At 73.4% G+C, this 25,832-nt stretch carries 24 protein-coding genes; 10 read left to right on the top strand and 14 right to left on the bottom strand.

All coding sequences use genetic code 11. From position 1 onward, the window contains the following. Positions 1-52 precede the first annotated feature (52 nt). Together V5P93_RS32060 and V5P93_RS32055 are read left to right on the top strand one after the other, a co-directional pair. The gene (locus V5P93_RS32060; RefSeq protein ID WP_104482238.1) at positions 53-874 is read left to right on the top strand and encodes a DUF3050 domain-containing protein; all 822 of its coding nucleotides are present in this window, start codon (positions 53-55) and stop codon (positions 872-874) included. 244 nt (positions 875-1,118) lie between these two features. Continuing rightward, positions 1,119-1,655, top strand: coding sequence for an EF-hand domain-containing protein (locus V5P93_RS32055; RefSeq protein WP_104482239.1), 537 nt, complete (start codon positions 1,119-1,121; stop codon positions 1,653-1,655). A 123-nt stretch (positions 1,656-1,778) separates the two neighbouring features. On the opposite strand, the gene V5P93_RS32050 is transcribed toward V5P93_RS32055, so the two are convergent. From V5P93_RS32050 to V5P93_RS32020, 7 genes are read right to left on the bottom strand one after another with little or no spacing between them, the layout of a single operon-like run. Next, positions 1,779-3,089: an NAD(P)/FAD-dependent oxidoreductase gene (locus V5P93_RS32050; protein ID WP_104482240.1), complete on the bottom strand. Its 1,311-nt coding sequence runs from the start codon at positions 3,087-3,089 to the stop codon at positions 1,779-1,781. Next, entirely contained in the window at positions 3,086-3,487 is a 402-nt protein-coding gene (locus tag V5P93_RS32045) for a hypothetical protein (protein ID WP_104482241.1), read from the bottom strand. The genes V5P93_RS32050 and V5P93_RS32045 overlap by 4 nt, the downstream gene beginning before the upstream one ends. Then, positions 3,487-4,410 carry a Gfo/Idh/MocA family protein gene (locus V5P93_RS32040; protein WP_104482281.1) on the bottom strand — a complete coding sequence of 308 codons (924 nt, stop codon included), beginning with the start codon at positions 4,408-4,410 and terminating at the stop codon, positions 3,487-3,489. The genes V5P93_RS32045 and V5P93_RS32040 overlap by 1 nt, the downstream gene beginning before the upstream one ends. Then, positions 4,410-5,522, bottom strand: coding sequence for an Ldh family oxidoreductase (locus tag V5P93_RS32035; RefSeq protein WP_104482242.1), 1,113 nt, complete (start codon positions 5,520-5,522; stop codon positions 4,410-4,412). The genes V5P93_RS32040 and V5P93_RS32035 overlap by 1 nt, the downstream gene beginning before the upstream one ends. 28 nt (positions 5,523-5,550) lie before the next feature. Beyond that, positions 5,551-6,795: a M20/M25/M40 family metallo-hydrolase gene (locus V5P93_RS32030; protein WP_104482243.1), complete on the bottom strand. Its 1,245-nt coding sequence runs from the start codon at positions 6,793-6,795 to the stop codon at positions 5,551-5,553. A 1-nt stretch (position 6,796) separates the two neighbouring features. Continuing rightward, on the bottom strand, positions 6,797-7,624 hold the full coding sequence (locus tag V5P93_RS32025) for a sugar phosphate isomerase/epimerase (protein ID WP_104482244.1): 828 nt from the start codon (positions 7,622-7,624) through the stop codon (positions 6,797-6,799). Continuing rightward, positions 7,621-8,622, bottom strand: a complete 1,002-nt coding sequence (locus tag V5P93_RS32020; RefSeq protein ID WP_104482245.1) for an oxidoreductase — start codon at positions 8,620-8,622, stop codon at positions 7,621-7,623. The genes V5P93_RS32025 and V5P93_RS32020 overlap by 4 nt, the downstream gene beginning before the upstream one ends. 278 nt (positions 8,623-8,900) lie before the next feature. On the opposite strand from V5P93_RS32020, the gene V5P93_RS32015 reads away from it, so the two are divergent. The 7 genes from V5P93_RS32015 to V5P93_RS31985 are packed head-to-tail and all read left to right on the top strand — an operon-like array spanning position 8,901 to position 16,291. Beyond that, on the top strand, positions 8,901-10,100 hold the full coding sequence (locus V5P93_RS32015; protein ID WP_104482246.1) for a DegT/DnrJ/EryC1/StrS aminotransferase family protein: 1,200 nt from the start codon (positions 8,901-8,903) through the stop codon (positions 10,098-10,100). Then, positions 10,097-11,227, top strand: a complete 1,131-nt coding sequence (locus V5P93_RS32010; RefSeq protein WP_104482247.1) for a DegT/DnrJ/EryC1/StrS aminotransferase family protein — start codon at positions 10,097-10,099, stop codon at positions 11,225-11,227. The genes V5P93_RS32015 and V5P93_RS32010 overlap by 4 nt, the downstream gene beginning before the upstream one ends. Further along, the gene (locus tag V5P93_RS32005) at positions 11,224-12,162 is read left to right on the top strand and encodes a UbiA family prenyltransferase (protein ID WP_104482248.1); all 939 of its coding nucleotides are present in this window, start codon (positions 11,224-11,226) and stop codon (positions 12,160-12,162) included. Before V5P93_RS32010 ends, V5P93_RS32005 begins: the two co-directional genes overlap by 4 nt. Continuing rightward, on the top strand, positions 12,159-13,463 hold the full coding sequence (locus V5P93_RS32000) for an NAD(P)/FAD-dependent oxidoreductase (RefSeq protein ID WP_104482249.1): 1,305 nt from the start codon (positions 12,159-12,161) through the stop codon (positions 13,461-13,463). Before V5P93_RS32005 ends, V5P93_RS32000 begins: the two co-directional genes overlap by 4 nt. Further along, positions 13,456-14,226, top strand: a complete 771-nt coding sequence (locus V5P93_RS31995) for a methyltransferase domain-containing protein (RefSeq protein ID WP_104482250.1) — start codon at positions 13,456-13,458, stop codon at positions 14,224-14,226. The genes V5P93_RS32000 and V5P93_RS31995 overlap by 8 nt, the downstream gene beginning before the upstream one ends. Then, positions 14,226-15,821 (top strand): class I adenylate-forming enzyme family protein, encoded by a 1,596-nt coding sequence (locus V5P93_RS31990; RefSeq protein WP_104482251.1) that lies wholly within the window; start codon positions 14,226-14,228, stop codon positions 15,819-15,821. The genes V5P93_RS31995 and V5P93_RS31990 overlap by 1 nt, the downstream gene beginning before the upstream one ends. Before the next feature lie 11 nt (positions 15,822-15,832). Further along, positions 15,833-16,291 (top strand): carboxymuconolactone decarboxylase family protein, encoded by a 459-nt coding sequence (locus V5P93_RS31985; RefSeq protein WP_104482252.1) that lies wholly within the window; start codon positions 15,833-15,835, stop codon positions 16,289-16,291. A 1,386-nt stretch (positions 16,292-17,677) separates the two neighbouring features. Here the strand turns inward: V5P93_RS31985 and ispH are convergent. The 4 genes from ispH to V5P93_RS31965 all read right to left on the bottom strand — a co-directional run bounded on the left by ispH (position 17,678) and on the right by V5P93_RS31965 (position 22,994). Beyond that, positions 17,678-18,889: a 4-hydroxy-3-methylbut-2-enyl diphosphate reductase gene (gene ispH / locus V5P93_RS31980; RefSeq protein ID WP_104482253.1), complete on the bottom strand. Its 1,212-nt coding sequence runs from the start codon at positions 18,887-18,889 to the stop codon at positions 17,678-17,680. A gap of 31 nt (positions 18,890-18,920) precedes the next feature. Next, a complete protein-coding gene (locus V5P93_RS31975; RefSeq protein ID WP_245931638.1) occupies positions 18,921-19,958 on the bottom strand; it encodes a family 2 encapsulin nanocompartment cargo protein polyprenyl transferase in 1,038 nt (345 codons plus the stop codon). Between the two features lie 176 nt (positions 19,959-20,134). After that, positions 20,135-21,529, bottom strand: a complete 1,395-nt coding sequence (locus V5P93_RS31970) for a family 2B encapsulin nanocompartment shell protein (RefSeq protein WP_104482254.1) — start codon at positions 21,527-21,529, stop codon at positions 20,135-20,137. A 37-nt stretch (positions 21,530-21,566) separates the two neighbouring features. Then, positions 21,567-22,994, bottom strand: a complete 1,428-nt coding sequence (locus V5P93_RS31965) for a family 2B encapsulin nanocompartment shell protein (protein WP_104482255.1) — start codon at positions 22,992-22,994, stop codon at positions 21,567-21,569. A gap of 384 nt (positions 22,995-23,378) precedes the next feature. Between V5P93_RS31965 and V5P93_RS31960 the strand changes: the two genes are divergently transcribed. Continuing rightward, positions 23,379-24,116 (top strand): SDR family NAD(P)-dependent oxidoreductase, encoded by a 738-nt coding sequence (locus V5P93_RS31960; protein ID WP_104482256.1) that lies wholly within the window; start codon positions 23,379-23,381, stop codon positions 24,114-24,116. On the opposite strand, the gene V5P93_RS31955 is transcribed toward V5P93_RS31960, so the two are convergent. From V5P93_RS31955 to V5P93_RS31945, 3 genes are all read right to left on the bottom strand, one after another. Continuing rightward, entirely contained in the window at positions 24,105-24,533 is a 429-nt protein-coding gene (locus V5P93_RS31955) for a hypothetical protein (RefSeq protein ID WP_104482257.1), read from the bottom strand. The genes V5P93_RS31960 and V5P93_RS31955 overlap by 12 nt on opposite strands. Continuing rightward, entirely contained in the window at positions 24,526-24,906 is a 381-nt protein-coding gene (locus V5P93_RS31950) for a hypothetical protein (protein WP_104482258.1), read from the bottom strand. Before V5P93_RS31950 ends, V5P93_RS31955 begins: the two co-directional genes overlap by 8 nt. Positions 24,907-25,000: 94 nt before the next feature. Next, on the bottom strand, positions 25,001-25,750 hold the full coding sequence (locus V5P93_RS31945) for a thioesterase II family protein (protein ID WP_104482259.1): 750 nt from the start codon (positions 25,748-25,750) through the stop codon (positions 25,001-25,003). Positions 25,751-25,832: the final 82 nt, after the last annotated feature.

The raw sequence follows: 25,832 nt of genomic DNA, 5'->3' as shown, positions 1-25,832 counted from the left end.
TCCCTAGCGTCCGCAGCGAGTCCCCCTACCCACGGCGAAAGGCCAGGTGGCGATGACCCGCTACGACTGGGCGCTGTCACACCCCGGCGTCGTCCGCATCCGCGCGGGGGTCGAGCCCGTCCGCGCCGAGGTGGCTGGCCACCGGGTCTACCGCCGGATCGCGAACCGCGCGGACGTGGCGGTGTTCATGGCCCACCACGTGTTCGCGGTGTGGGACGCCATGTCGTTGCTCAAGGGCCTGCAGAACGAGCTGACGTGCGTGCGCGTGCCGTGGGTGCCGACCGGCGCGCCGATCAGCCGCCGACTGGTGAACGACATCGTGCTCGCGGCGGAGAGCGACGAGTTCGGCGAGGGCTACGTCAGCCACTTCGAGCTGTACCGGCACGCGATGGCCGACGCGGGCGCGGACACCTGGCCCGTCGACGCCTTCCTGGACCTGCTGCGCGCGGGCACCCCGGTCCCCGACGCGCTGCTCGCCGCGGGCGTCCCGGGCCCGGCCGCGGAGTTCCTGCGGTCCAGCTGGGAGCTGGTCGGCCGCGCCCCGGTGCACTGCCGGGCCGCCGCCTTCGCCTACGGCCGCGCCGAACCGCCGCCCGCGCTGTTCGACGGGGTGCTGCCACCGGCGGGCGACGCGCGCGCCCCGCTCGGCCTCTTCCACGGGTACCTGCGCCGCCAGCTGGAGGTCGACACCGGCAGGCACACCCCGATGGCGACGCAGCTGGTGGCCGACCTGTGCGGCCCGGACGAGACCAAGTGGGCCGAGTGCACCGCCGCGGTGACCGGGCTGCTGCGCGCCCGCCTCCGGCTCTGGGACGGCGTCGCCGCGGCCGTGGCCGAGTCGCGCGCGCCGTGCCTCGACGCGGTCGGGAAATAGTCGGGACCCAGTTCCTGGATCTATTCATGAATAGGTGGATGGTGGATCACCGGCGCGCGCGGCGCACCGGCGGTCCCGCCTACCGGAATCCCGATCGGGGTGGGGGAATACACCCGAAAAGGGAACGCCTGCGCCCTGCCCGAATGCGATCTCGTTGCTAGTGTCCAAATCGCGGGGCCGAGAAGAGCCGCAGCGCACGGGCTCCCGCGCTGATCCCGACAAGGCACCACGAAGGAGCAAGGCCGTGACCGCAAGCATCCAGGACAGCAGGCTGAAGCGTCGTTTCGAGCTCTGGGACAGCAACGGCGACGGACAGATCGACCAGTCCGACTACGAGGCAGAGGCCCGCCGCATCCTCCAGGGCTTCGGTGAGCAGGAGAGCTCGCCGAAGGGCCGGGCGCTGCTGTCGGCCTACGCGCAGATGTGGGACAAGCTCCAGGCCAAGGCCGACACCGACCACTCCGGCACGGTCTCGATGCAGGAGTTCATCCGGGTCAGCGAGCAGGAGATCGTGGACGCGGGCAACCCCGGGTTCAACCAGAACCTGCGCCCGGCCATCGAGGCCATCGTGGACATCGCCGACACCGACGGCGACGGCGAGGTCAACGCCGCCGAGTTCACCCGCTGGATGCGCGCGGCAGGCGTGGACGAGAGCACCGCCAAGGCCTCGTTCAACCAGCTCGACAGCAACCACAGCGGCGCGCTGTCGGTCGACGAGATCGTGGACGCGGTCCGCGACTACCACCAGGGCAAGCACGACATCCCCCTGCTCGGCGGCTGATCACCACCGGTAGCGGAGAACGGCCGAGGGCCCCGGGGAGCGATTCCCCGGGGCCCTCGGCTTTGATCCCCTCTTCGTGGCGCCCCCCCACGAAACCGCGGGCTCCCCCGCGGCCGGAAGCCGTTACGCGCCGAGGAAGCGCTCCACCGTCGCGGCGACCAGCGCGCGCCGCAGCACATCCGGGCGCAGCAGCGCGCTCGGGTGCTCGTACATGTTGACCACGTCGGCGAACCGCGCGGCCACCAGCGGGTCGCGCATCGCGGCCCGGTCGATGGCCCCGCTGACCGCCTGCCGCAGCCGGTGCCCGCGCGGGCGGCGGGCCACCAGGTGCGGCAGCCCGAAGTCGGCGATGACGCTGGTCTGCCACGCCGCGTCGACCAGCACCCGCAGCCGCTCGAAGTAGCCGCCGACGCCCGCGCCGGAGCGCAGCCACGCGGCCAGCGCCGAGGCGTGCAGCGCGGCGGACGGGATGCCCTGGCCGTACACCGGGTTGAACGACGCGACGGCGTCACCGAGGGGAACCAGACCGGCCGGAAACCGCTCGACCGTGTGGAAATCCCGGCGGACGCTGTGCGGGAACCGGTGCGTGGACACTCCTCCGGCGGGCATGCAGGTGCGCACCAGGGTGGCGAACCCGGCGGCGGGCTCGCGCAGGCAGCGCTCCGCGAAGTCGGCCGGGTCCCGGCTGGGCCGGTTCTTGCCGTAGGCGGACACCGTGGCGATCCAGTAGTCGTCGTTGAGCGGCGCGATGCAGCTCACGCCGGGCTCCGCGGCGGAGTTGGAGCGCAGCGAGTGCACCGAGAGCAGACCGTCGAGCCGCTGGTCCCGGGACCGGTGGTACAGCGTGGTGGCGTACCCGAGGTCGAGCGCGAGGCGCTGCTTGCGCGGCACCGGGTAGTCCACCCTGGACAGCCACTCGCACAGCCTGCTCGCCCGACCGGTCGCGTCCACCACCAGGTCCGCGGGCAGGGTCTCGCCGAGCGCGGTCCGCACGCCGGTGACCCGGTCGCCGGAGACCGCCAGGTCGGTGACCCGGTCGCGCACCACGGTGACCAGCGGCAGCACCCAGCGCCGCAGGTGGTGCTCCAGCAGCGGCCGGTGCACCGGCAGGAAGACGTGCCCCGGTACCGGCAGCCGCAGGTGCCCGTCGACGTACATCCGGCCGTCCCGCTCGGACGTGCAGCGCACGGCCCCGTCGGCGACCAGGTCGTCGAGCAGCGTCGGGAACCAGTACGACAGCATGTCCTGGGCCAGCCCCAGCAGCACGTGGAACTGGTCGCCGTGCGCGATCGCGCCGCGCCCCACCGGCGACTCCGGCAGGTCGTCCGGCTCGACCACCACGACGTCGTCGGTGAACGCGCGCAGCACCCGCGCGGCCAGCAGCCCGGCGACGCTGCCGCCCACCACGACCGCCCGGTCGAGCCGGGTGCTCACCGGGTCCCCGACTGGACGAACCGGACGGTCGACTCCGGGGACAGCTCGATCTGCTCGCCGGTGACCGGCCGTTCGCGGCGGATGAGGATGTTGTAGTGGTTGGGGAAGTGGCACGCGTCGAAGCCGAGGACCGTGCCCACCACCTGGTCGCCGATGCGCACCTCGTCGCCGCGGTCGATCACCCCGCCGTCGCGGATCTCGGCGAACCCGAGGAACCCGACCCGGTCGATGCTCGGGTCGCCCTCGGTGTGGTCGGTGGTGACCAGCTCGTGCACCTCGCCCTGGCGCACGCAGCGGCTGGCGAACTCCTCCAGCCGCATGCCGCGGTCGTCGCGGCGGTGCACCAGCACCTTCACCAGCACCCCGGACACCGTGCGCTTGCTGCCGTCCTCGATCATCACTTCTCCCCGATCAGCGCGGCCCGCGACCACTGCTCGGCGCGGTAGGCCGCGTCCACCAACGACAGCGCGGCCAGGCCGTCGCGGTCGACGCCGCCGGTGTGCACGGCCAGCGTGAACGCGCGCAGCACACCCGCGTACTCGTGCCAGAGCGACTGCTTGAAACCGGTGAACCCGGCGAGCATGTCCGCCCGCCACACCGCGCCGTCGGCCAGCCGCACCTCGACGTCCTTGGTCTCGCCCGGGTGGTCCCAGTCCAGCTCGACCCGGGCCCGGGCGCCGGACTCGGCGGCCAGGTGCACCCGCGCCGCGCGGTCCACGCCCGCCGCGTCCCGCCGGATGTCCACAGAGGACACTTGGAGCGAGCCGAGCAGCAACCGGGCCAGGTCGAAGGCGTTCGGGCCGTTGTCGGCCACGCAGCCCCCGCCGCAGCGCGCCGGGTCCAGGTACCAGCCGTCGGCGCCGACGTGCTCCTCGATCCGCTCCAGGTACCGCACGGTCACCGACTCGATCGGCACCCCGCGCGGCAACCCCTCCAGCAGCGCGCGGATCCGCGCGTTGTAGCGGCGGTGGAAGGAGGTGAACAGCACCGCGCCGCGAGCCGCGGCCAGCTCGGCCATGGCCAGGCCGTCGCGCAGCCGGGTCGCCAGCGGCTTCTCCACGCACACCGGCAGACCGGCGTCGAGCAGGTCGTGGCACACCGGGGCGTGCTGGTCGTTGGGCACGGTGACGACCACACCGTCCAACCCGCCCGCGGCGATCATGTCCCGGTGGTCGCGCCAGCACGGGACCTCGTCGCGGTAGGGGGCCAGCGCCTCCGGCCGCACGTCGCACACCGCGGCCAGCCGCAGCGGTCCGCTCTCGCCCAGCGCGGCCAGGTAGTAGCGGGAGATCACACCGAGCCCGATGACCCCGATGCGCATCAGCACGCCTCCGGCAGCACCAGACCGAGGCGCTCGGCGACCTCGCCCAGTTCCGCGTACAGCTCCGCGCCCAGCGGCACGCCCTCGCGCCGCGCCAGTTCCGCGTGCCGCGCCTCGGGGACCCCGGGGTAGGACACGTCCGTGCCCGGCTCCACCGGCGGGCAGGCCAGCAGCGCGCCGAACAGCGAGCCCGCGTCCCGCTGGTAGATCACCGGGTCGCGCAGCGTCGCGGGGGCCACGGCCATGACGAAGTAGCCGATGTCGTCGTCGGGGGTGCGGTCGGCGACCAGCGCGGCGGGCGCCGGGCCCAGCCCGGCACCGGACACCAGCGCGGACAACACCTCGACCATCAGCGCCAGGCCGAATCCCTTGTACTCGCCGTCGCCGGGCGCGCCGAGCCAGGTCAGGTGCGCCTCGCCGTCGTCGAAGCGGGTCGGGTCGGTGACCGGCGCGCCGTGGTGGTCGGCCAGCCAGCTCGCCGGGACGTCCGCGCCCGCCCGCGCGGCGGCGCGCACCTTGCCGGTCGGCGCGGTGGTGGTGCTCATGTCCAGCAGGAACGGCGGGTGCGCGCCCGCCGGGGCGGCCACGCTGATCGGGTTGGTGCCCAGCATCGGCACCCGCCCGCGCGGCGGCCGGGCGATGCGCTGGTGGCCGCAGTTGGCCGCGACCACGCCGACCATGCCGTGCCGCACCGCGCGCAGCGCGTGCGGGCCTGCGCAGCCGAAGTGCGTGCCGCCGCGCACCGACACCAGGCCGACGCCGTGGTCGCGGGCCCGGCGCACGGCCACGTCCATCGCCTCGCCCGCCAGCCACAGGCCCAGCCCGCCGCGCCCGTCGAGCAGCACGGTGGCGCCCCGGTCGGCCAGCACCCGCGGCTCCGCGTCCGGCCTGCCCCGGCCGGAGGTCAGCAGCGGCAGGTAGATCCGGGTGAGGTTGACCAGCCCGTGCGACGCCGTGCCGGTGATGTCGCCGTGGCACAGCGCCGCGGCCGACTCGGCGGCCCGGTCGCGCGGCACGCCGTGCGCGGCGAACACCGCCGCGGTGAAGCCGAGCAGGGCGTCGTGCGGGACCCGCACCCGGGTGCGGGGCGGTGCCTGGTCCAGATCGGTCATGCCGGAGCCGTTCTCGTCGGGTGCTGGTTCATCGAGCAGCGGAGCGGGCGTGGAACGCGCGCAGCAGTCGGGAGACCTGGCCCGCGAACGCGGCCAGGTCGGCCAGGGCGACGAACTCGCCGTCGGCGTGGGCGTGGTTGGCGGCCAGGTCGCCCGGGCCGAGCACGGCCGTCGCCGCGCCCGGCACCCCGGCCAGCCAGATGGCGTCGCAGGTGAACGCCGGGTCGGCGGCGGGCCAGGCGGGGATGCCCGCGGCGGCCATCAGCTCGTCGAGGGCGCCCGCCCCGTCGCCGCCGGTCAGCGCGGGCAGGCCGCGCTTGAGCCAGTCCACCGTGGTCACCCGGGCCGCGTCGGCGGCGGTGCGGGCCAGTTCCGGTACGGCGGCGAAGGTCTCGCGGAAGCGGGCCAGGCCGGTGGCCACCGCGCGGTCGAGTGCGCCGGTGAGGCGTTCGCCGTCGTCGGCGTAGGCGAGGTTGACCAGCAGGTCGCCGTCGCCGTAGACGCGGTTGTGCCGGGTGCCGGTGTGCAGCCCGGCCACGCACGCGTGCTCGCCCGCCAGTTCCAGCGCCAGGTGCTGGGCCAGGAAACCCAGCAGCACCGTGGCGTTGTGGCCGTCGCCGGGGCGGTCGTCGACGGCACCGGCCCCCGCGACCCGGATCCGCGCGGTGGCCGACGCGGTGGCGCGCGGCAGGTAGCGCAGCCCGGTCGGCTCGCAGAAGACGTTCAGCGCGCCGTGGAAACCGCGCTCCACCAACGGTCTGGTGCCGAAGGTGCCCATGGCGCCGCCCTCTTCACCGGACACGGCCTGCACGAGCACGGTGGTCTCCGCGCCGATGGCGGGTTCGCGGGAGACGGCGTCGCGGATGCCCGCCAGCAGCGCCACCGCCGGCCCCTTCGCGTCGACCGCGCCGCGGCCGTGGATCACCGCGCCGTCGACGCGGCCCGGTTCGTGGCCCGCGACGGTGTCCAGGTGCACGTTGAACATGACCGTCGGCGCGTCCACCGGTCCCATGCGCAGCACCAGACTCGGTTGCGCGGCCAGGAAAGCCGGGTCGCGCGCCGCTTCGCGCACGGCGGCGGGCACGCCGGGGCGGTCGAGGTCCGCGCGCGTGGCCGGGCCGTGGTGCGCGACGGTGAAACCCCCGGCGGCGGCGGCGTACAGCTCCAGCGCCTCCCACAGCCGGGCCGGTTCCCCGGTCTCCAGCGGGCCCGCGGTGGGCAGGTCGATCAGCCGCAGCAGCAGCGCCGCGTCGGCCTCGGTGAACGCGGCCACGTCACCGGTCCGCCGTGGCGAGCAGGGCTTCCAACGCGCGCCCGGCCGCGGTGAACCCCTCGACCGAACCCCGCCCGCCCGACTCGTGCGGGCGCAGGCTCAGGTGCGGTTCGATGGACAGCGCGCCCTGGTAGCCGTGCGCGGCCAAGAGGTCGAGGCAGCCGCGCACGTCCGCGTCGCCCTCGCCTGGAATTGTCCACTGTGGACCCATGGGGGTCGGCACGCCGTCCTTGACGTGCACGTGCGCCACGTGCTCCACCACCTCGGCCAGCTGCTCCGTCGCGGAGTAGCCGTACGCCAAGCCGTTGCCGGTGTCGAACAGCAACCGCAGCGCCGGGCTGTCCGCCTCCTCCAGCATGCGCAGCGCCCGCGCCGGGTCGCTGCCCGCCCAGCCCGCGCAGTTCTCGTGCAGCAGCACCAGGTCCGCCTGCTCGGCGCGCAGCGCCAGCTCCCGCATCCGGCGCAGCGCCCGGTGCTCCCACTCGTCGTCGTGCAGGCCGTCGTTGGGGTACGACATCACCCGCACGTACCGGGTGCCCAGCCGCGGGCAGCGGCGCGCCAGCACCCGCAGCTCCTCCAGGTCGCGGCCGAAGTCGCCGGTGATCACCGTGGACCAGTCGCCGATCCGCGAGTCCACGCACACCGTGCGCAGCCCCAGCTCCGCCAGCGTGCCCGCGACCTCGTCGAACAGCGGGTCCGGCAGGTCCGCCACGGCCGTGCCCGCCACCGTGCGCAGCTCGATCGCCGACCAGCCCAGCCCGGTGACCGCCGCGACCTGCTCGGCCAACCCGGGACCGGCCTCGTCGCCGATGCCCGCGAGCACCCTCACCGGCCGACCTCCACCGGCGCGCGCAACCCGGCCTGCCGCTTGGCCTCCGCGATGACCGACACCACCGCGGCGCCGATCGCGGGTTCGTCCGTGAAGGGCTCCTCGCCGGTGAAGTGCCGGTACGCGCGGGAGACGAACGCGGAGAGCGAGTCGTCGCGGAACACCGAGTCGACCTTGCCGCCGCGGGTGCGCACGGACAGCTGCGCGTACTCGTCCGCCCCGCTGATCGGGTAGTGCCCGATCAGCGTGCCGCCCTCCAGCTCCACGGTGATCCGGCGCTCGCGGACCGGCGCGGTGAGGTCGGTGCGGATGTCGGTGAACACCCCGTCCGCGTGCCGCAGCCGCACCCACGCCCGGCCCATCGACGGGAAGACCGCGTCGCCGAGCAGCATGTCCGCGCATCCCGCGCCGACCACCTCGGCCGCGCCCGCCACGTGCAGCGCGACGGCCAGCGAGTGCGGCATCTCGACGTCGAAGGCGCTCGGGTGGTCGTCACCGGCGAGCGTGCGGGCGAAGCGCGGCTTGCGCTGGCTGAACTCCACGGACTTCAGCGCGCCCAGCCTGCCGCCGCGCAGCACGGCGAGCACCCGGTTGGTCAGCTCGCTGCACCGCCACTGCGCCACCGGCACCACGTCCAGCCCGGCGCGCTCGCGCAGCCGCAGCACCTCGCGCAGCTCGACCTCGTCGGCGGCCAGCGGCTTCTCCACCAGGAACCGGCGGAACCCCAGGTCGACCAGCTCGGTCAGCGGGCGCAGCCGCGCGGACGGGCCGGTGCACAGGTGCACCACGGTCCGCTCCGGGTCGGTGATCGCCGCCGCGTGCGCCAGCGAGTGCGCCACCGCGAGGTCGGGCGCCTCCGCCGGGCGGTGGCGCGGGTCGTGCACGGTGATCGGCGGCCTGCCCAGCGAGCGTCCGCCGCCGTGCCCGAGCCCGCGCAGCACCGGCAGGTGCAGCCCGGAGCCCGCGCGGCCCAGGCCCACGACGAGCGTGCCCAGCATGGGGTGCGTGCCTCCTGGAATCGGCTGGAATCGGGGTGTGCGGCTGTTCGGGTGCCGCGACTGGTGCGTTCGGGGGGCGGGACGGGCCAACCCTGGTGTGCGCCGTGCCGGGTGTCAACGCGGACCCCCGACGGCCACCCGACCGTGTGATCTTTCGTTTGCGTTGCCGCGCAACGGATGGCGACCGCCTAGTTTGGACCGCGCCCGCGCCGGGAGCCCGACCGCCGCAGGGGCGACCCGACCAGCGCTATCCGGACCACTGAGTTCTAAGGACCGACATGGAGCACGCCGCGGCACTCGCGGACCCGGACGCCGCGGCCCCACCTGGACCGGCGGTGCCGTTCTTCACCCAGGCCGCGGCCTTCACCGCGCTCTGGCCGAGCATCGCGGCCAACATCGAGACCGTCGTCGACCGCGGCAAGTACTCCCACGGCCCGCTGGTCGGCCGGTTCGAGCAGGCGCTGGCCCGCTACACCGGCGCCCGGTTCGCCATCGGGGTCAACTCCGGCACCGACGCGCTGGTGCTGCTGATGCGCGCGGCCGGTCTCGAACCCGGCGACGAGGTGGTGGTGCCCGCGTTCAGCTTCATCGCCTCCGCCTCCGCGGTGGTGCTCGCGGGCGGACGACCGGCCTTCGCCGACATCGATCCGGACACCTACACGCTCGACCTGGCCGCGGTGGAGGTCGGCAAGCGCACCCGGATGGTCATGCCGGTGCACCTGTTCTGCCAGCTCGCCGACCTCACCGCCGTCGAGCGGTTCGCCCAGCGGCACGCGCTCACCGTGGTCGAGGACAGCGCCGAGGCGATCGGCATGCGCTGGGACGGTGCGCACGCGGGCCTGCGCGGCGCGGGCGGGGTGCTGTCGTTCTTCCCCACCAAGACCCTCGGCGCGATCGGCGACGCGGGCGCGGTCATCACCGACGACGCGACCGTCGCCGACTCCGTCGCCGCGCTGCGCCACCACGGCCGCTACGGGCACACCCTGGACCACTTCCCCGGGATCAACACCGAGACCGCGGTGCCGGGGTTCAACTCCAAGATGGACGACATCCAGGCCGCGGTGCTGCTGGCCAAGCTGGAGCGCCTCGACGCGGACATCGCCCGCCGCGGCGAACTGGCCGCCGCCTACACCGAGCGGCTGCGCGGCTGCCCCGGGGTGCGGCGGCTGCCCACGGTGGTCGAGCGCGACGTCGACACCACCCCGGTGTTCTACGTCTACCTCGTCGAGGTCGACCACCGCGACACCCTCGCCGCGTACCTCGCCGCGCACGGCGTCGGCACCGAGACGTACTACCCGGTCCCGCTGCACCTGCAGCCGTGCTTCGCCGAGCTGGGCCACCGGCGCGGCGACTTCCCGGTCGCCGAGGCCGCGTGCGCGCGCACCCTCGCGCTGCCGCTCTACCCGGACCTCACCGACTTCCAGGTCGACCGGGTGTGCGCGCTCATCCGCGCCTTCTTCGGCGGTGGCGGGTCGTGACCCACGCGCTGCCGTTCTTCCCGCCGGACCTGTTCGACGACGACCGCGCGGTGCTGCTCGAAGCCGTGCAGCGGATCGCCACCGCGACCGAGCAGAAGTTCATCCTCGGCGAGCGCACCGCGGCCCTGGAGCGGGCGCTGCGCGCGGAGACCGGGGCCGCGGACGTGATCGCCTGCGGCAGCGGCACCACCGCGCTGACGCTCGTGCTGCGGGCCATGGACATCGGACCGGGCGACGAGGTCGTGGTGCCCGCCTTCGGCTGCGCGCCGCTGGCCTCCTCGGTGGTCTCCGTCGGCGCCACCCCGGTCTTCGCCGACGTGCACCCGTGGACCATGGTGGTCGAGCCGTACGAGGTGGAGTCCGCGGTCACCGGCCGCACCGCGGCGATCATGCCCGCGCACATGTTCTCCGTCATGGCGGACATGCCCACGCTGCGCGAACTGGCCGAGCACCACGGCGTGCGGCTGGTCGAGGACTCGGCGGTGGCCCAGGGCGGGGTGCTCGACGGCGTCCCGGCCGGGCGCTGGGGCGAGGCGGGGGTGTACTCCTTCGTGCAGGTCAAGACCTTCGGCACGATCGGCGAGGGCGGCGCCGTGGTCACCGACGACGAGGAACTCGCGCACCGCGTGCGCCTGCTGCGCAACCACGGCCAGGACGGCCGAACCCGGTTCCTGCACCACGTGGTCGGCTACAACAGCCGCTTCGACGAGGTCATGGCCGACTTCCAGCTGCACCGGCTGCCCGGGCTCGCGGGCAGGCTGCGGCGGCGCGCGGAGATCGCCGACTACTACACCGCGCGGTTCGCCCCGCTGGTGGACTACGGCGTCCAAGCGCCGCCCGCCGGTCGGAACGGCCGCTGCTTCTACGTCTACTCGCTGCTGGTCGACCACCGCGACGCGCTGCGCCACCACCTCGCGGACCGGGGCGTGGGCAGCCACGTCTACTACCCGTCGCCGCTGCCCGCCCAGCCCGCGTTCGCCCGCTTCGCCCGGCCCGGCCAGTTCTGGCCGCACGCGGAACTGGCCTGCGCGCGCACCCTGGCCCTGCCCTGCTACCCGCACCTGACCGACGCCGAGGTGGAGCACATCGCCGACGCCGTCTGCGACTTCTCCGGGGGACCGCGATGACCACGCCGCTGTCACCGGTCGTGCCCGCCCGGCTCGGCGCGTACGCCCGGCTGGCCAAGCTCGACGTCTGGGACTACTACCTGGCCCTGCCGCTGGCCTGGGCGCTGGCCGGGTTCACCCCGGCCGCGTTCGGCGTGCTGCTGGTCTTCGGCATCGGCACGGTGTGCGTGGTCGCGGGCTCGGTCGCCTTCGACGACGTCACCGGCTTCCGCGACGGCAGCGACGCGGCCAACTACGGCCCGAACGCCTCCGCCCGCCGGTTGGCCCGCAAGCCGCTGCTGACCGGCGAGCTGACCGAGGCCGAGGCGGTGCGCTTCGGCTGGGCCGCCTGCGGCGCGGGCGCGCTGCTGTGGGCGCTGGCCGCGCTGGTGGCCCCGTACGCTCCACTGTGGACAGTTCTGCTCGGCGCGCTGTGCCTGTGCTCCTCGGTGCAGTACTCCTGGGGCCTCAAGATCAGCTACCGGGGCTGGCAGGAGGTGTTCCTCGCGGGCTTCGGCACCGGCCTGGTGCTCGTCGGGCTCGGCCTGTGCACCGGGTCGGTCGGCGGGTTCGCCGCCGTCCAATCCGTCCTCTTCGGACTCGGGCCGCTGCTGTTCGGGGTCTACTCCAACACCCGCGACGCCGAGGGCGACGCCGCGGTCGGCAGGCCGACGGCCGCGGTCCTGCTCACCGAGGGGCAGAACCGGGCGTTCATCGCCTGCCTCACCGTCGCCGAGATCGCGCTCATCGTCACCGCGGCCGGTCTGGGCCCCGCGCCGTGGTGGTTCGCCCTGGCCATGCTGCCCGCCATGGGCGTGCGGGTCGCGCAGCTGCGCCGGGGCGTCGGCCTCGGCGACGCGCTCGCCGCCCGGCTGCTCGGGCTGCGCGCCCACCGCGTCACCACCGCGAGCCTGTTCGCGGTGGACCTCGTCCTCGTCCTGGGAGCGGGCTCGTGAGTGCTGATCTTGACGTGGCCGTGGTGGGAGCCGGGATCGCCGGCCTCGCCGTGGCCAAGCGGTTGCGCGCGCAGGGGCGCAACGTGCACGTGTTCGAGGCGGCCGACCACGTCGGCGGCCGGATGGCCAGCGTCCGCCAGGACGGGTACGTGGCCGACACCGGCGCGGAGATGATCGGCACCACCGGCTACCCGGCCACCTGGCGGCTCGTCGAGGAACTCGGCATCGCCCGCGCGGACGTCCCGCTGATCGATGCGCCGCTGGCCATGTGGCGCGACGGCCGCGCGCACCCGCACGTCGGCGACCCGCGCGGGTTCCTCACCGGCGCCGGGCTGCGCCCGTCCGCCCGCTGGCGCCTGGTCCGGCTGCTGGCCAACGCGGGCAGGCGCGACTACTCCACCGACCACCCGGAGGCCACCCCGCTGGGCGACCGCGCGGTCGCCGACGTCATCGGGGGCGACCTGCACGACTACCTGTTCCAGCCGCTCAGCGGCGGCTTCTACGGCTGGGACACCACCCGAGCCGCGGCCGGTCCGCTGCTCGCGCACATGCTCGCCGTCGGCGCCACCAAGACCTTCCGCACGTACCGCGACGGCATGGACACCGTGGCCCGCGCACTCGCCGAGCACACCGACGTGAGCACCGGGGTCACCGTCCGCGAGGTCGTCACCACCGGCTCCGGCGCCCGGCTGGTCGCGGACAGCACACCGCTGACCGCGCGCACGGTCGTCCTCGCGGTGCCCGCGCCGGTCGCCGCCGAGCTGCACGCCGACGCGCCGGAGTACGTCCGCCGGGTCGAGTTCCGGTCGATGATCAAGGTCTGCTGCCTGCTCGACCGCCCGCTCGACGCCATCGGCGCGGCGTTCGGGCTGGCCATCCCGGCCGTGGAGAACCCGATCCTGGCCGGTGTGGTGCTCGACGAGCGCAAGCACCCGTCCCGGGTGCCGGACGGGCGCGGCATGGCGACCCTGGTCGCGGGGCAGGAGGTCGTCACCGACCTGGTGGGCGAGTCCGACGACGAGATCGCCCGCACCCTCGTCGCCCAGGCCGAGCCGTACCTGCCGGGGCTCGCGCACGCGCTGCGCGGCACCGTCGTGGCCCGGCACCGGCACGGGCTGCCGATGCCGACGGCGGAAGCTTTGGCCGTGCGCAAGGACTTCGTCGACCGACCACCGGCGGCCGTGGAGTACGCGGGCGACTGGTACGCGCTGCGGCCGTGCAGCGAATCGGCCGTGCGGTCGGCGGAAGTGGTCGCCGAGCGGCTGGCCGACGCGGGCGTCCCGGCGGTGGCCCGTGGCTGAGACCGCTCCCCACTACGTGTTCGCCACCGACTTCGAGCGCGAAGAGGAACGCCTGGCCCTCGGCGAGCGGCTGTGGGACCCGGGCACCCAGGCGCGACTCGCGGAGGTCGGCGTCGGGCCCGGCACGCGCTGCCTTGAGGTGGGTGCGGGCCGCGGGTCCATCGCCGCGTGGATGGCGGGCCGCGGCGCCGAGGTCACCGCGGTGGACATCGACACCTCGCGGCTCACCGGCCTGCACGGCGTGCGGGTCCGGCAGGCGGACGTCACCACCGACGACATCGGCCGCGACTACGACCTGGTGCACGCCCGGCTGGTGGTGCAGCACGTGGCCGACCGCGCGTCCGCCGTGCGCTGGATGGCCGCCGCGCTGCGCCCCGGCGGGCACCTCGTGCTGGAGGACACCGACTCCACGCCGCTGTTCGACACCGCGGACGGCATCATGCACGAGCGGGTCAAGCGCGCCGCGTACGCGGAGATGACCTACGCCGGCTACCACCCGCGCTGCGGCCTGCTCGACATCGACCTGATGACCGCGGTCGGCCTGGTCGACGTGCGCGCCGAGGGCCGAGCCGAGGTCGTCGAGGGCGGCGGCCTGAACGCCCGCTGGTTCGCGCTGTGGCTCGAGCACCTGCGGCCCGCCATGATCGCCCGCGGTCGGGTCGACGCCGCCGAGATCGACGCGGCCGTCGCCGACCTGGCGACCCCGGGGCACCGCTGGCTGTCGCAGGTGATGGTCACCGTCACCGGGCGGAAGGTCGCTTGATGGGCAAGCCAGGCGACCTGGGCACGCTCTTCGACGACCTCGTCGAACGCCGGACCGGGACGGTCGTGCGCCTGTCCCGCCCGCTCGACGTGGCACCGGACTTCGGCACCGAGTACGACGTGCCCGCGCTGGCGTCGCTGGTGCGCAACATCGCGGGCTGGCTGGCGGCGGCCGGGGTGCGGCCGGGGGACCGGGTCGCGGTCGTCAAGGCGAACCACTGGGACTACGTGCTGCTGGCCTGCGCGGCGGCGCGCGTCGGCGCGGTGCCCGCGCTGCTGTCGGACCAGCTCGCGCCGGAGACGTTGCGGGTACTGCTGTCCCGGCTCTCGCCCGCGCTGCTGGTGACCACGCGGGCGGTGCTGGAGCGGGCCGCCGAGCACGGGGTGGCGCTGCTCGGCGTGGCGCGGCGGGCGGTGACGCTGGAGGGCCGCTACCCGGACACGCTGCCCCTGGACCGGTTGCGCGGGCACGAGCCGCCACCGCCGGTGTTCCGCGACGACGACGAGCCGCTCGTCATCCACCACACCTCGGGGACCACCGGGGTGCCGAAGCTGGTCGTGCACACCAACCGGAGCCTGGTGCTCGGCCTGGCGGGCGCGGAGTCGACGCGGCTGCCGGTGGTGTCGTGCCGCAGGAAGGACACGGTCTGCTCGGCCATCGCCTTCGCGCACGGGCGGGCGATCCCGTGGACGGCGTCGGTGCTGTGGTTGGCACCGAAGGAAGTCGTGATCATCGACGCCGACGACCCGGCCCGCGCGGAGCCCGTGCTGCGCGCGTTCCCGCCGACGACGCTGGAGGCGCTGCCGTCGACCTTCGTCCGGTGGCGGCCCCTCGCGGCGGGGGACGGCAACCCGTTCGCCGGGGTCCGGTTGTTCGTCAGCACCTTCGACGCGATGCACCCGCCGACCCTGCGCGCGTTCCTGGGGGCGACGCGGCGGCGGCCGCTGTGGGTGCAGGTGTGGGGGCAGACGGAGACGGGTCCGCTGACGTTCCGGTTCATGACCCGGCGGTCGCTGCGCGCCACGGCGGCGCGGCACCCGACCACCCGCAACCTCGGCCGCCCGGTACCCGGCCGCGTGCGGTTGCGGATCGTCGACCCCCGGACGTTCAAGCCGGTCCCGCGCGGCACCCCGGGTCTCGTCCTGGTCCGGACGGGGACCCGGGGCGTGGATTACGTGGGGGAGCGCGCCCGTTGGGAAGCGAAGGCCGACGGGGAGTGGTGGAACACCGGGGACATCGGGGTGCGGACCAGGTTCGGCTCGTACCTGATGCTGGACCGCGAGGTCGACTTCCTACCGGGGGAGAGCTGCGTCGAACTGGAGGACGTGCTGGAGGACCGGGTGCCCGGGCTCGTGGAGTGCGTCGTGCTGGGCACCCCGGGTCGGCTGCCGCTTCCCGTCGTGGTGACCGAGAACGGCCGCCTCGACCCCACGTCCTGGCGCAAGGCGCTCGGCGACTTGCCCGCGATGGCCGACCCGTTGGTCCTCCAGTGGGACCAGATCCCGCGCACCGGCACGGGGAAGGTCCGCCGGATGGAGCTACGCGCGGTCATCAGAACCGGGCAGGATACCTTCGGAACCGGACGCTGGACCTAAGGAGCCACACCGTGACCGACCGCATCGCCGTCGGACCCGCCACCCCGGACCTGTACCGGAGGTTGATCGAACTCCACACCGCGACCGACCAGGAAGCCGTCGCCGCGGGCCTGGACCAGCGGCTGCTGGAACTGGTCCGAACCCGCGCCTCCCAACTCAACGGCTGCGCCTTCTGCGTGGACATGCACACCACGGCCCTGGCCAAACTAGGTGAACCGGTCCGCCGCGTACACGCCCTGGCGGTCTGGCGCGAAAGCGGCTTCTTCGACGAGAAGGAGAGCGCGGCACTGGAACTGGCGGAGTCCATCACGGAACTCTCGGTAGACCACGTCCCGGACGAGGTCTACGACGAGGCGCTGCACCACTTCGGCGCGGAACAGCTCCCGCACCTGGTCTGGGTGATCACCGTGATCAACGCCTTCAACCGCCTGTCGGTCACCAGCCGCAACGCCCCACCCCCGGTCAGCTAGCCCACCACCACACTCCACCCACCGCTTCCCTTTTCTCGCCCCAGCCATCCACACCACCGCCGCTGGGTCCCGTTCCTGCCTAACGCTTTTCTCCCCAGCCACCCCCACGAACGCCGCTGGATCCCACCCCACCCAACACTCTTCTCCCTCCTAGCCACCTCCCACCACCACCGCAGGATCCAAGCCTCCACCCCACACATTTCTCCCTAGCCACCCCCGCAACCGCCGCAGGATCCCCACCCCCCCCACCGAGCGCAACGCGCCCCACCATTCGCCTTGATTGGGTGGACTTGCTTTGTGTGGGGGGACGGACCTGCCAAGCTTCCCGGCGGGTGGGGTGGCTTGCCATCCCCACCGCTTTTGCCCCGCCGCAGGTTCGTAGGGGCCCCGCGCAAAGCAAGTTCACTCAATCGAGGCCGCCCTTGTTTTTCGCGTGGGGCTGGACTGATGAACCCGGCCCGGCGCTGGTCTGGCCTGGGTGGTGAGGTGGGTATCGATCTACCCAGCGGGGACCTGTTCTCCCGTGGTCTGAACGCGACATCGAGCGTTGCTCGATGGGGTGAAACGTCTTTGTGCGGGGCCCCTACGAACCTGCGGTGGGGCAAAGCGGTGGGAGGGGCAAGCCAACCCACCCGCAGGGGAAGCTTGGCAGGTCCGTCCCCCCACACAAAGACGTTCCACCCCATCGAGCAGACAGCGGGGGCGCGAAGAGTCAGGTGGTGGGTCGGGCTGGCACACGTCGGCGGGCAGCGGGTTCGGCCTGGCGGGGCGGTGACGGGTTGCGAGGCGGTCTGGCCTGGGTGGGCGAGTGCGGCTCGGGCGGGTGGGGGCCGGGCCAGCACACGTCGATGGGTAGCGGGTTCGGGCTGGCGAAGCGACCTGGGTGGAGAGGGCGTGTGCGGCTCGCGCGGGTGGAGGCCGGGCTGGCACGGGTCGATCGGTAGCGGGTTCGGCCTGGCGGGGCGGCAAAGAGGTTGCGAGATGGCCTGGGCGGGGAGGGCGTGTGCGGCTTGGGCGGGTGGAACCGGGCTGGCACACGTCGGCGGGCAGCGGGTTCGACCTGGCGGGGCGGGGACAGTTGCGAGGTGGCCTGGGTGGGGTGGGCGTGTGCGGCTTGGCTGGGGCTGGGTCACTTTTTGTTTTGACCACCCCGAGGGCCCCAAGCACAGCCCCCGCCCTCCTCTGGGGGGACAACCCTGCTCCAGTCTATCGGCACCAGGGCGCCGGGGAAGAGGCCGCGAAATCCTGTGGATCGTCGCGGCGGATGGGGATAACTCGCGATCAAGGAAATTCGCTGCTGGGTGGGTAGGCGGGCGCTGGGGCGGCGGGTTCGGCTTGGGGGTGTAAGGGTTCTTGGCGTGGTGTGAGTAGCGGGAAAGGGAGCGCTCAGGTTCGGCGGAGGGGGGACGGGAGAGTGAACTGGATGGTCTCCCGGGCCGTCTCGTGTTCTTCGGTGGTGATGGGGCCCAGGCCTGCCAGGGCGTCGATGATGGCGGTGATCAGGTGGGGTGGGGCGGACGCCCCCGCCGTGAGGCCGATGGTGGTGGCGTTGACCAGCCAGCGCGGGTTGATGTCGCGGACGTCGTCCACCAGGTGGGCCGGGGTGCCCTGCCGCTCCGCCAACTCCACCAACCGCAGGGAGTTTGAGGAGTTTGTGCTGCCTACGACGAGAACCAGGTCCGCGGCGGCGGCCACGGAGCGGAGGGCTTGCTGGCGGTTCGTTGTGGCGTAGCAGATGTCGTCCGAAGGCGGGTTGCGGAGGGCGGGGAAGCGGCGGCGCAGGGCGGTGACGATTTCCGTTGTCTCGTCCACGGAAAGCGTGGTCTGGGTCAGGTAGGAGACGCGTGAGGGGTCCGGGACGTCCACGGTCTCGACGTCCTCCACCGACTGCACCAACCGCATCTCGTCGACCTCGCCGAGGGTCCCCTCGACCTCTTCGTGGCCCGCGTGTCCGATGAGGATCACCGTGTCGCCCCGCGCGGCGAAGCGGCGGGCCTCGACGTGGACCTTGGTGACCAGCGGGCACGTGGCGTCGATGACCTGGAGTTGGCGCGACGACGCGGCACCGCGCACGGCGGGGGAAACGCCGTGGGCGGAGAACACCACGGTCGACTCCTCCGGCACCGCGTCCAGTTCGTCCACGAACACCGCGCCCCGGGACTCCAGGTCCGCCACGACGTGCACGTTGTGCACGATCTGCTTGCGCACGTAGACCGGCCCGGAAGACCGCTCCAGCGCCCGTTCCACCACCTGCACGGCCCGCTCCACCCCCGCGCAGAACGACCGCGGCGACGCCAGCAGCACGGTGCGCGGGGTGCTCGCCGCCAGCAGCGAACTCATGGCGGCCCTGGCCACCAGCGCCGTCCGCCGGTCCTGGGCCACCACCCCGAGACCGGTCGTCCCGTCGGCGAGGGTGACCCAGGTGCTGTCGGTCGCGTCGCGGACGTCGAGGGGGGCCAGCGCGGTCGGCACCTGGTGGCGGCGGAGTTCGCCGTCGAGCAGCACGGCGGCGGGACAGGGGACCGGGGTGGGCGCCAGGCCGTGCAGTTCGCTGGCGACGAGTGCGACGGGGCCGGTGCCGGGATGCAGCGGGGACATATGTCCTTCTGGGGCTTGAGCCCGCCCAGACTCAGTGGTCTCGGCGGATGATGAGGTTGGCCAGTGCGGTCAGTTCCATCGCGGGCCCGGACGCGGGGTTGGCCGCCTCCAGGCTGTCGAGCGCGTCCGCCAGGCGGGTCGTGGCCTGGGTGCGGGCCCAGGTGCGGCCGCCCGCGGTCTCGATCAGGTCGGCGGCCCGGATCAGGTCCGCCGCCGTGAGCGCGGTGGTCTGGTGGTACAGGGTGTGCAGTGCCTGCGACGCCTTGCTGTTCGCGGCCAGCGCCGCCACCACCGGCAGCGACTTCTTCCGCCGCTCCAGGTCGGCGTACACCGGCTTGCCGGTCGCGGTCGGGTCGCCCCAGATCCCCAGCAGGTCGTCGACCAGCTGGAACGCCAGGCCCAGGTGCTCCCCGAAGGTGCGCAGGTGCGTCACCCGGGTCGGTGCCGCGCCGCCGAACAGCGCGCCGAGCGCCGTCGAGCAGCCCAGCAGCGCGCCGGTCTTGCCCTCCGCCATCCGCACGCACTCGGCGAGCCCGACGTCGGCGCGCTTCTCGAACGCCAAGTCGGCGGCCTGCCCGTCCTGCACGGCCAGCACCGCGGCCGACAGGATGCGCGCGCCCTCCTGCGCCGACGGGTGACCGCTGCTCGCCAGCACGTCGAAGGCCAGCGTGAGCAGCGCGTCCCCGGCCAGGATCGCGGGCCCGAGGCCGAACACGCTCCACGCCGTCGGCCGGTGCCTGCGGGTGCGGTCGCGGTCCATCACGTCGTCGTGCAGCAGCGTGAAGTTGTGCACGAGCTCCACCGCGACGGCCGCCGGGAGGGCCCGCTCCGCGTCCCCGCCGACCGCCTCGGCCGCGGTGACGACCAGCGCGGGCCGGATGGCCTTGCCCGCGTCGGCCGTGGTGGCCTCACCGTGCTCGTCCCACCAGCCGAAGTGGTAGCCCGTGATGTGGCGCATCGAGTCGGGCAGGGTCTCGACCGCCGCGCGCAGGGCCGGGTCGAAGCGGTCGCGGTTGCGCGCGAGCACTTCGCGGGCGCAGTGGTGGGCTGGGGCGACGGTTGGCGTCACAAGAGGGTCCTTCCGAAGTGGAGCGTGGGGGTGGAGCGCTCGAGCCGGGTGTGGAAACCGGTCGAGCGGGGCGTGGAACGCGCCTGGGTGGAACGCGGAACGCGTTCGAGCGGAATCGCGGAACGCGCTCGCCACCACCACCGGAGGCGGGCCGGGGGTGGTGGCGAGCGGGGGCCTCACAGCCCGATCTGGACGCTTTCCAACACGCCGAGCGCGTCGGGCACCAGCACGGCCGCGCTGTAGTAGGTGCTGACCAGGTACGACATGACCGCCTTGTCGTTGATCCCGGTGAACCGCACGGACAGGCCCGGCTCGTACTCGTCCGGCAGCCCGGTCTGGTGCAGGCCGATCACACCCTGGTCGGATTCGCCGGTGCGCAGCACCAGGATCGACGTGGTGTTGGTCTCGGAGATCGGGATCTTGTCGCAGGGCAGGATCGGCACCCCGCGCCAGGACTGCAGCTGCCTGCCCTGCACCTCGACGGTGGGCGGGTAGAGGCCGCGCCGGTTGCACTCGCGGCCGAAGGCGGCGATGGCCCTCGGGTGCGCGAGGAAGAAGTTCGACCGGCGCCGCCGCGACAGCAGCTCGTCGAGGTCGTCCGGGGTCGGTGCGCCGGTGCGGGTGTGGATGCGCTGGCGCAGGTCCGCGTTGTGCAGGAAGCCGAAGTCCCGGTTGTTGATCAGCTCGTGCTCCTGGCGCTCCCGCAGCGCCTGGATGGTGAGCCGCATCTGCTGGGCGACCTGGTCCATCGGGTCGTTGTACAGGTCCGCGACCCGGGTGTGGATCTTGAGCAGGGTCTGCGCGACGCTCAGCTCGTACTCGCGCGGGGCCAGGTCGTAGTCGACGAACGTGCCGGGCAGCTCCGTTTCGCCGTCGTGGCCGGACGCCAGCGCGATCTCCGCCTCGCCGTGCTTGTTCGTCCGCTGCGCCGGGCTGGCCCGGAACGCCTCGACGTGCGCCCGCAGCGCGTCCGACCGCTCCTGCAGCGACAGGAACTCCGAGCGCGACAGCGACATCACGATGCAGGCCGTCTCGGCGCGCGCGGTGAACTCCCACGCGGTGCCGGACTCGACGAGCGCCCGGTCCCCGAAGTACTGCCCGTCGGCCAGCACGTTCAGCGTCGCCTCGTCGCCGAAGTGCCCGCGGGCGCGGGTGGTGACCTTGCCGTGCGCGATGAGGTGCACGGCGTCGGCCGGGGTGCCCTCCTCGACGATGGTGTCGCCCGCCGCGTACTCGCGCTGGGTGAACCGGCCCGCCAGCGCGGACAGCGCCGCGTCGTCGGTGAGGTCGCGCAGCACGGCCAGTTCGCGCAGCTCGGTCGGCACGATGTCGATGTCCGCGCCGGTGTTGGTGAAGGTGACCCGGCCGTCGCCGAGGGTGTAGCTGAGCCTGCGGTTGACCCGGTACACCGCGCCCTGGGCCTCGACCCACGGCAGCAGGCGCAGCAGCCAGCGCGGGCTGATCTCCTGCATCTGCGGCACGGACTTGGTCGTGGTGGCCAGGTTCCGCGCGGCCCGGGTGCCCAGGCTCTGCTGGCTCTGCTCGGTGTCCGAATCGAGAAGCTCGGTCACGCGTGGTACCGCCAATCAGTGGTCGTGGAGGGGTGCGCTACAGGCCGATCTGCACGTCGTCGAGCACGGCGAGCGCGTCCGGGACCAGCACGGCGGCGGAGTAGTAGGCGCTGACCAGGTAGGACAGCACGGCGGTGTCGTTGATGTTCATGAACCGCACGGACAGGCCCGGCTCGTACTCGTCCGGGATGCCGGTCTGGTGCAGGCCGATCACGCCCTGGTTGGCCTCACCGGTGCGCATCAGGATCATCGAGGTGGTGCGGGTGTCGGAGATCGGGATCTTGTTGCACGGCAGCACCGGGATGCCGCGCCAGGACGGCACCTGGTGGCCCGCGATGTCCACGTTGGCCGGGTAGATGCCGCGCTTGCTGCACTCGCGGCCGAAGGCGGCGATGGCCTTGGGGTGGGCCAGGATGACCGACGGGTCCTTCCACACCTTGGAGAGCAGCTCGTCGAGGTCGTCCGGGGTGGGCGCGCCCTGGCGGGCGTGCACGCGCTGGCGCGGGTCGGCGTTGTGCAGCAGGCCGAAGTCCCGGTTGTTGATCAGCTCGTGCTCCTGGCGCTCGCGCAGCGCCTCGATGGTCAGCCGCAGCTGCTGCTCGACCTGGTCCATCGGCTGGTTGTAGAGGTCGGCGACGCGGGTGTGCACCTTCAGCACGGTCTGCGCGACGCTGAGCTCGTACTCGCGGGGGGAGACCTCGTAGTCGACGAAGGTCTCGGGCAGCTCCACCTCACCGGTGTGGCCCGCGGCCAGGTTGATCGGCACCTCGCCGTCGCGGGTGTGCGCGCCGCTGGCCACGTACGCCTCGACGTGCGCGCGCAGCGACGGGATCCGCTCGAGCAGGTTCTGGAAGTCTGTGCGGCGCAACGACAGCGCCGTGACCTCGGTGGTGGCGCGCGCGGTGAAGTCCCAGATGCGCTCCTCCAGCAGGCCCCACTGGTCGAAGTACTCGCCGTCGGTGACCACGCCGACCACGGTCTCGTCGCCGTACTGGCCCTCGGCGCGCTGCTCGACGCGGCCGTGCGCGATGACCAGGAACCGGTCCTCGGCGTGCCCCCACTGCACGAGGGTGTCGCCCGCGCCGTAGGTCTCCTGCTGGAACAGCTCGGCCAGCGCGCTCAGCGCCTCGTCGTCGTCGAAGTCGCGCAGGAAGGACAGTTCGCGCAGGTCGCCCGCGACCACCCGGGCCTGGGCCGCGCCGCGGTTGACCGTGATCCGCCCGTCGCCGACCACGTAGTCGATGGCGATGCGCCCGTCGCCGACGACGTAGCTGCGCCGCTGGTTGACCCGGTAGGTACCACCGCCGACGTGGGTCCACGGCAGGACCCGCAGCAGCCAGCGGGAGGTGATCTCCTGCATCTGCGGCACGGACTTGGTGGTGGTGGCGAGGTTCCGCGCCGCCGCGGTCGTGAGGCTCTGCTGGGGCGAGGTCTCGCCGTCGACGGGGCGCAGGGTCTCGGTCACGGTCTACCGCCTATCGGGTTGTTGGCGTGCTTCGAATCGGGTTGCGACTGGAAAATGCGACAACGGCGGGCCGGGAAGGCGGCCGAGAACCCAGTCGCCACCGGAGAAAGCGCCTCGTGTTCACCTTTGGTCGAGTCCGTGTACGGTCGAGACCGCCTGCGTCCCTTCGGTTGCCGACGGCGTCGAAGCTATCCGGGATCTTGGCCACCCGTAAGTCGCACGTTTTGGTGTAAAAGGCGCGCGAGTTCTCGGCATTGGCCCGGCCGAAGCAGACGTTCAGTGATCGCCCCGCTGATCTTTCACTCGATCATGTGGTCATCGGGCCGGATGGCTAACACAGGGGCACCGGACGTGCGCGCTGCGTGAGCGGCGACAATGGTCCGCATGAGTGGATCGGTGGTCGTGCTCGGCGGGCGCAGCGAGATCGGGTCGGAGGTCGCGGCCAGGCTGGCGAGCGGTCGCGTGGTGGTCCTGGCCGCGCGCCGGTCGGGCGAACTCGTCGAGGAGGCGGCGGCGCTGCGGGCGGCGGGTGCCACCGAGGTGGTGCCGGTCGAGTTCGACGCCGACGACCTCGGTGCGCACGAGGAGGCGCTGGCCGGTATCGCCCGCGCGCACGGGCCCATCGGCACGATCGTGGTCGCCTTCGGCATCCTTGGCGACCAGTCGCGCGCCGAGGCCGAGGTGGACCACGCGGTGGCGATCGTCCACACCGACTACGTCGCCCACGTCAGCGTGCTCACCCACGCGGCGAACCTGTTGCGGCGCCAGGGGAGCGGTGAACTCGTCGTGTTCTCGTCGGTCGCAGGCGTGCGCGTGCGGCGGGCGAACTACGTCTACGGGTCGGCCAAGGCCGGGCTGGACGGTTTCGCGAGCGGGCTGTCCGACGCGCTCGCGGGCAGCGGTGTGCGGCTGCTGCTGGTGCGCCCCGGGTTCGTGGTCGGCCGGATGACGACCGGCATGTCCCCCGCGCCGTTCTCCAGCACCCCCGCGCAGGTGGCCGAGGCGACCGTGCGCGCACTGCGCAAGGGCCGCGGCGAGGTGTGGGTGCCCGGTGTGCTGCGGCCGGTGTTCTTCGGGATGCGCCTGCTGCCCCGCGCGCTCTGGCGCCGCCTACCCCGCTGAATGGTCCACAGTGGACATGGCGGTGCGGCGGATCCACAGCAGGCCGAGCACCGGCAGCACCAGCGGGACGAACCCGTAGCCCTTGCCGAACACCGACCACACCGTCGCGTCCGGGAACGCCGAGGGCGCCAGCACGCTCGCGGTCCCCACGGCGAGCACGCCGACCAGTTCGACCGCGCACGACACCACCGCGACCCGGCGCGAGGTGCGGCTGCCCCGGGCCAGGCACACCGTCGCCACGACGTAGACCACCGCGGCGACGGCGGAGAGCGCGTACGCCAGCGGCGCGCGGCCGAAGTGCGCCGCGATCTGCACGCCGGAGCGCGCGCACGCGGCCAAGGCGAAGATCGCGTACACGGCGATCAGCAGCCGCCCGGGGCCGGAGCGGGTCGCGGTGCGCTGATCGGTCTCAGGCACGGGCGTCCCAGATCTGGTTGAGCCGCACGATCATGACCGGCACGACCAGCGCGCCGACCACCAGCACGGCCGTGCCCCAGCGGGTCCGCTCGGCGAAGGACCAGAACACCGCCAGCGGCAGGATCAGCAGCGCGCCGAGCAGGTAGCCGCCGAACTGCAGGCCGTCCACCTCGTGGTCGGCGGTCACCAGCCGGATGAACCCCAGCACCGCCTGCACCAGCAGCGCCACCTCGATGACCCCCAGCAGCCCGAGGAAGGCGTTGCCGTCGGCGCGGCCGGGCAGCGGCGGCCGGTGCGCGACCACCAGCACCAGCGCCCACACCGCCGCCGCCACGGATACCCAGGTGAGGGTGGTGGACAACGCGTCGATCATGGCGCCCCCCGGCGGTGTGGCTCTGCTGGCCCGGTGAGCCTCGCACGCCGCCGCGCGCCCGCGCGCACCGGCCGGTCGGACCGGTCGGGCCCGCTCAGTCGAGGGTGGCCCCGATCTGCTTCTCGATCCGGGCGGTGACCGCGGCCGCGTGCGCGGTGATGTAGAAGTGCCCGCCGGTGAAGACCTCCAGCTCGAAGTCACCGTCGGTGTGGTCGGCCCACCTGCGGGCCTCCGGCTCGGTGACCTTGGCGTCGCTGTCGCCGATCAGCGCCGTGATCGGCGCGGCGATCCGCGGCCCGTCCGTGCGCCGGTAGGTCTCGGCGGCCTTGTAGTCGGCGCGGATGGCGGGGAACACCATCTGCCGGATGTCCGGGTCGTCGAGCAGCGCGGCCTCGGTGCCGCCCAGCGCCTTGACGTCCTCGAGCAGCTCGTCGTCGGGCAGCAGGTGCGACGACTCGTCGCGCAGCGCGGACGGCGCGCGGCGGCCGGACACCACGACCCCGCGCACCGGCGTGCCCAGCGCCTGCAGCCGCAGCGCCACCTCGAACGCCACCGACGCGCCCATGCTGTGGCCGAACAGCGTGAGCGGCTTGTCCTGGTAGGCGCCGAGCGCGGCGGCCACCCCGTCGGCGAGGTCGGCGACCGACTCCAGCAGCGGCTCCTGCCTGCGGTCCTGGCGGCCGGGGTACTGGGCCACGAGCACGTCGACGCGCGGGTGCGTGGCCTTGGACACCGGGAAGAAGTAGCTGGCGGAGCCACCCGCGTGCGGCAGGCACAGCAGCCGCGCCGGTGCCCCCGGCGCCGGGTGGAAGCGGCGCAGCCAGCGGTCGCTCTCGGTGCTCATCTCGGTCCTTCCCCGATCGGGACGCGGTGATCACCCCCGATGGTGCCGGCCGTGCGGGGTTTCCTCGCCCCGCACGGCACGG

Source organism: Actinokineospora auranticolor, from assembly GCF_041897805.1.
Lineage (GTDB): Bacteria > Actinomycetota > Actinomycetes > Mycobacteriales > Pseudonocardiaceae > Actinokineospora > Actinokineospora auranticolor.
Note: the sequence above shows the minus strand (reverse complement) of the source record. Positions and strands in the feature narration are given on the sequence as shown.

Coding starts and splice junctions, on each gene's coding strand:
- V5P93_RS32060 (WP_104482238.1), top strand. CDS start 53: ATGACCCGCTACGACTGGGCGCTGTCACACCCCGGCGTCGTCCGCATC.
- V5P93_RS32045 (WP_104482241.1), bottom strand. CDS start 3,487: ATGATCGAGGACGGCAGCAAGCGCACGGTGTCCGGGGTGCTGGTGAAG.
- V5P93_RS32040 (WP_104482281.1), bottom strand. CDS start 4,410: ATGCGCATCGGGGTCATCGGGCTCGGTGTGATCTCCCGCTACTACCTG.
- V5P93_RS32035 (WP_104482242.1), bottom strand. CDS start 5,522: ATGACCGATCTGGACCAGGCACCGCCCCGCACCCGGGTGCGGGTCCCG.
- V5P93_RS32020 (WP_104482245.1), bottom strand. CDS start 8,622: ATGCTGGGCACGCTCGTCGTGGGCCTGGGCCGCGCGGGCTCCGGGCTG.
- V5P93_RS32015 (WP_104482246.1), top strand. CDS start 8,901: ATGGAGCACGCCGCGGCACTCGCGGACCCGGACGCCGCGGCCCCACCT.
- V5P93_RS32005 (WP_104482248.1), top strand. CDS start 11,224: ATGACCACGCCGCTGTCACCGGTCGTGCCCGCCCGGCTCGGCGCGTAC.
- V5P93_RS31990 (WP_104482251.1), top strand. CDS start 14,226: ATGGGCAAGCCAGGCGACCTGGGCACGCTCTTCGACGACCTCGTCGAA.
- ispH (WP_104482253.1), bottom strand. CDS start 18,889: ATGTCCCCGCTGCATCCCGGCACCGGCCCCGTCGCACTCGTCGCCAGC.
- V5P93_RS31960 (WP_104482256.1), top strand. CDS start 23,379: ATGAGTGGATCGGTGGTCGTGCTCGGCGGGCGCAGCGAGATCGGGTCG.
- V5P93_RS31950 (WP_104482258.1), bottom strand. CDS start 24,906: ATGATCGACGCGTTGTCCACCACCCTCACCTGGGTATCCGTGGCGGCG.
- V5P93_RS31945 (WP_104482259.1), bottom strand. CDS start 25,750: ATGAGCACCGAGAGCGACCGCTGGCTGCGCCGCTTCCACCCGGCGCCG.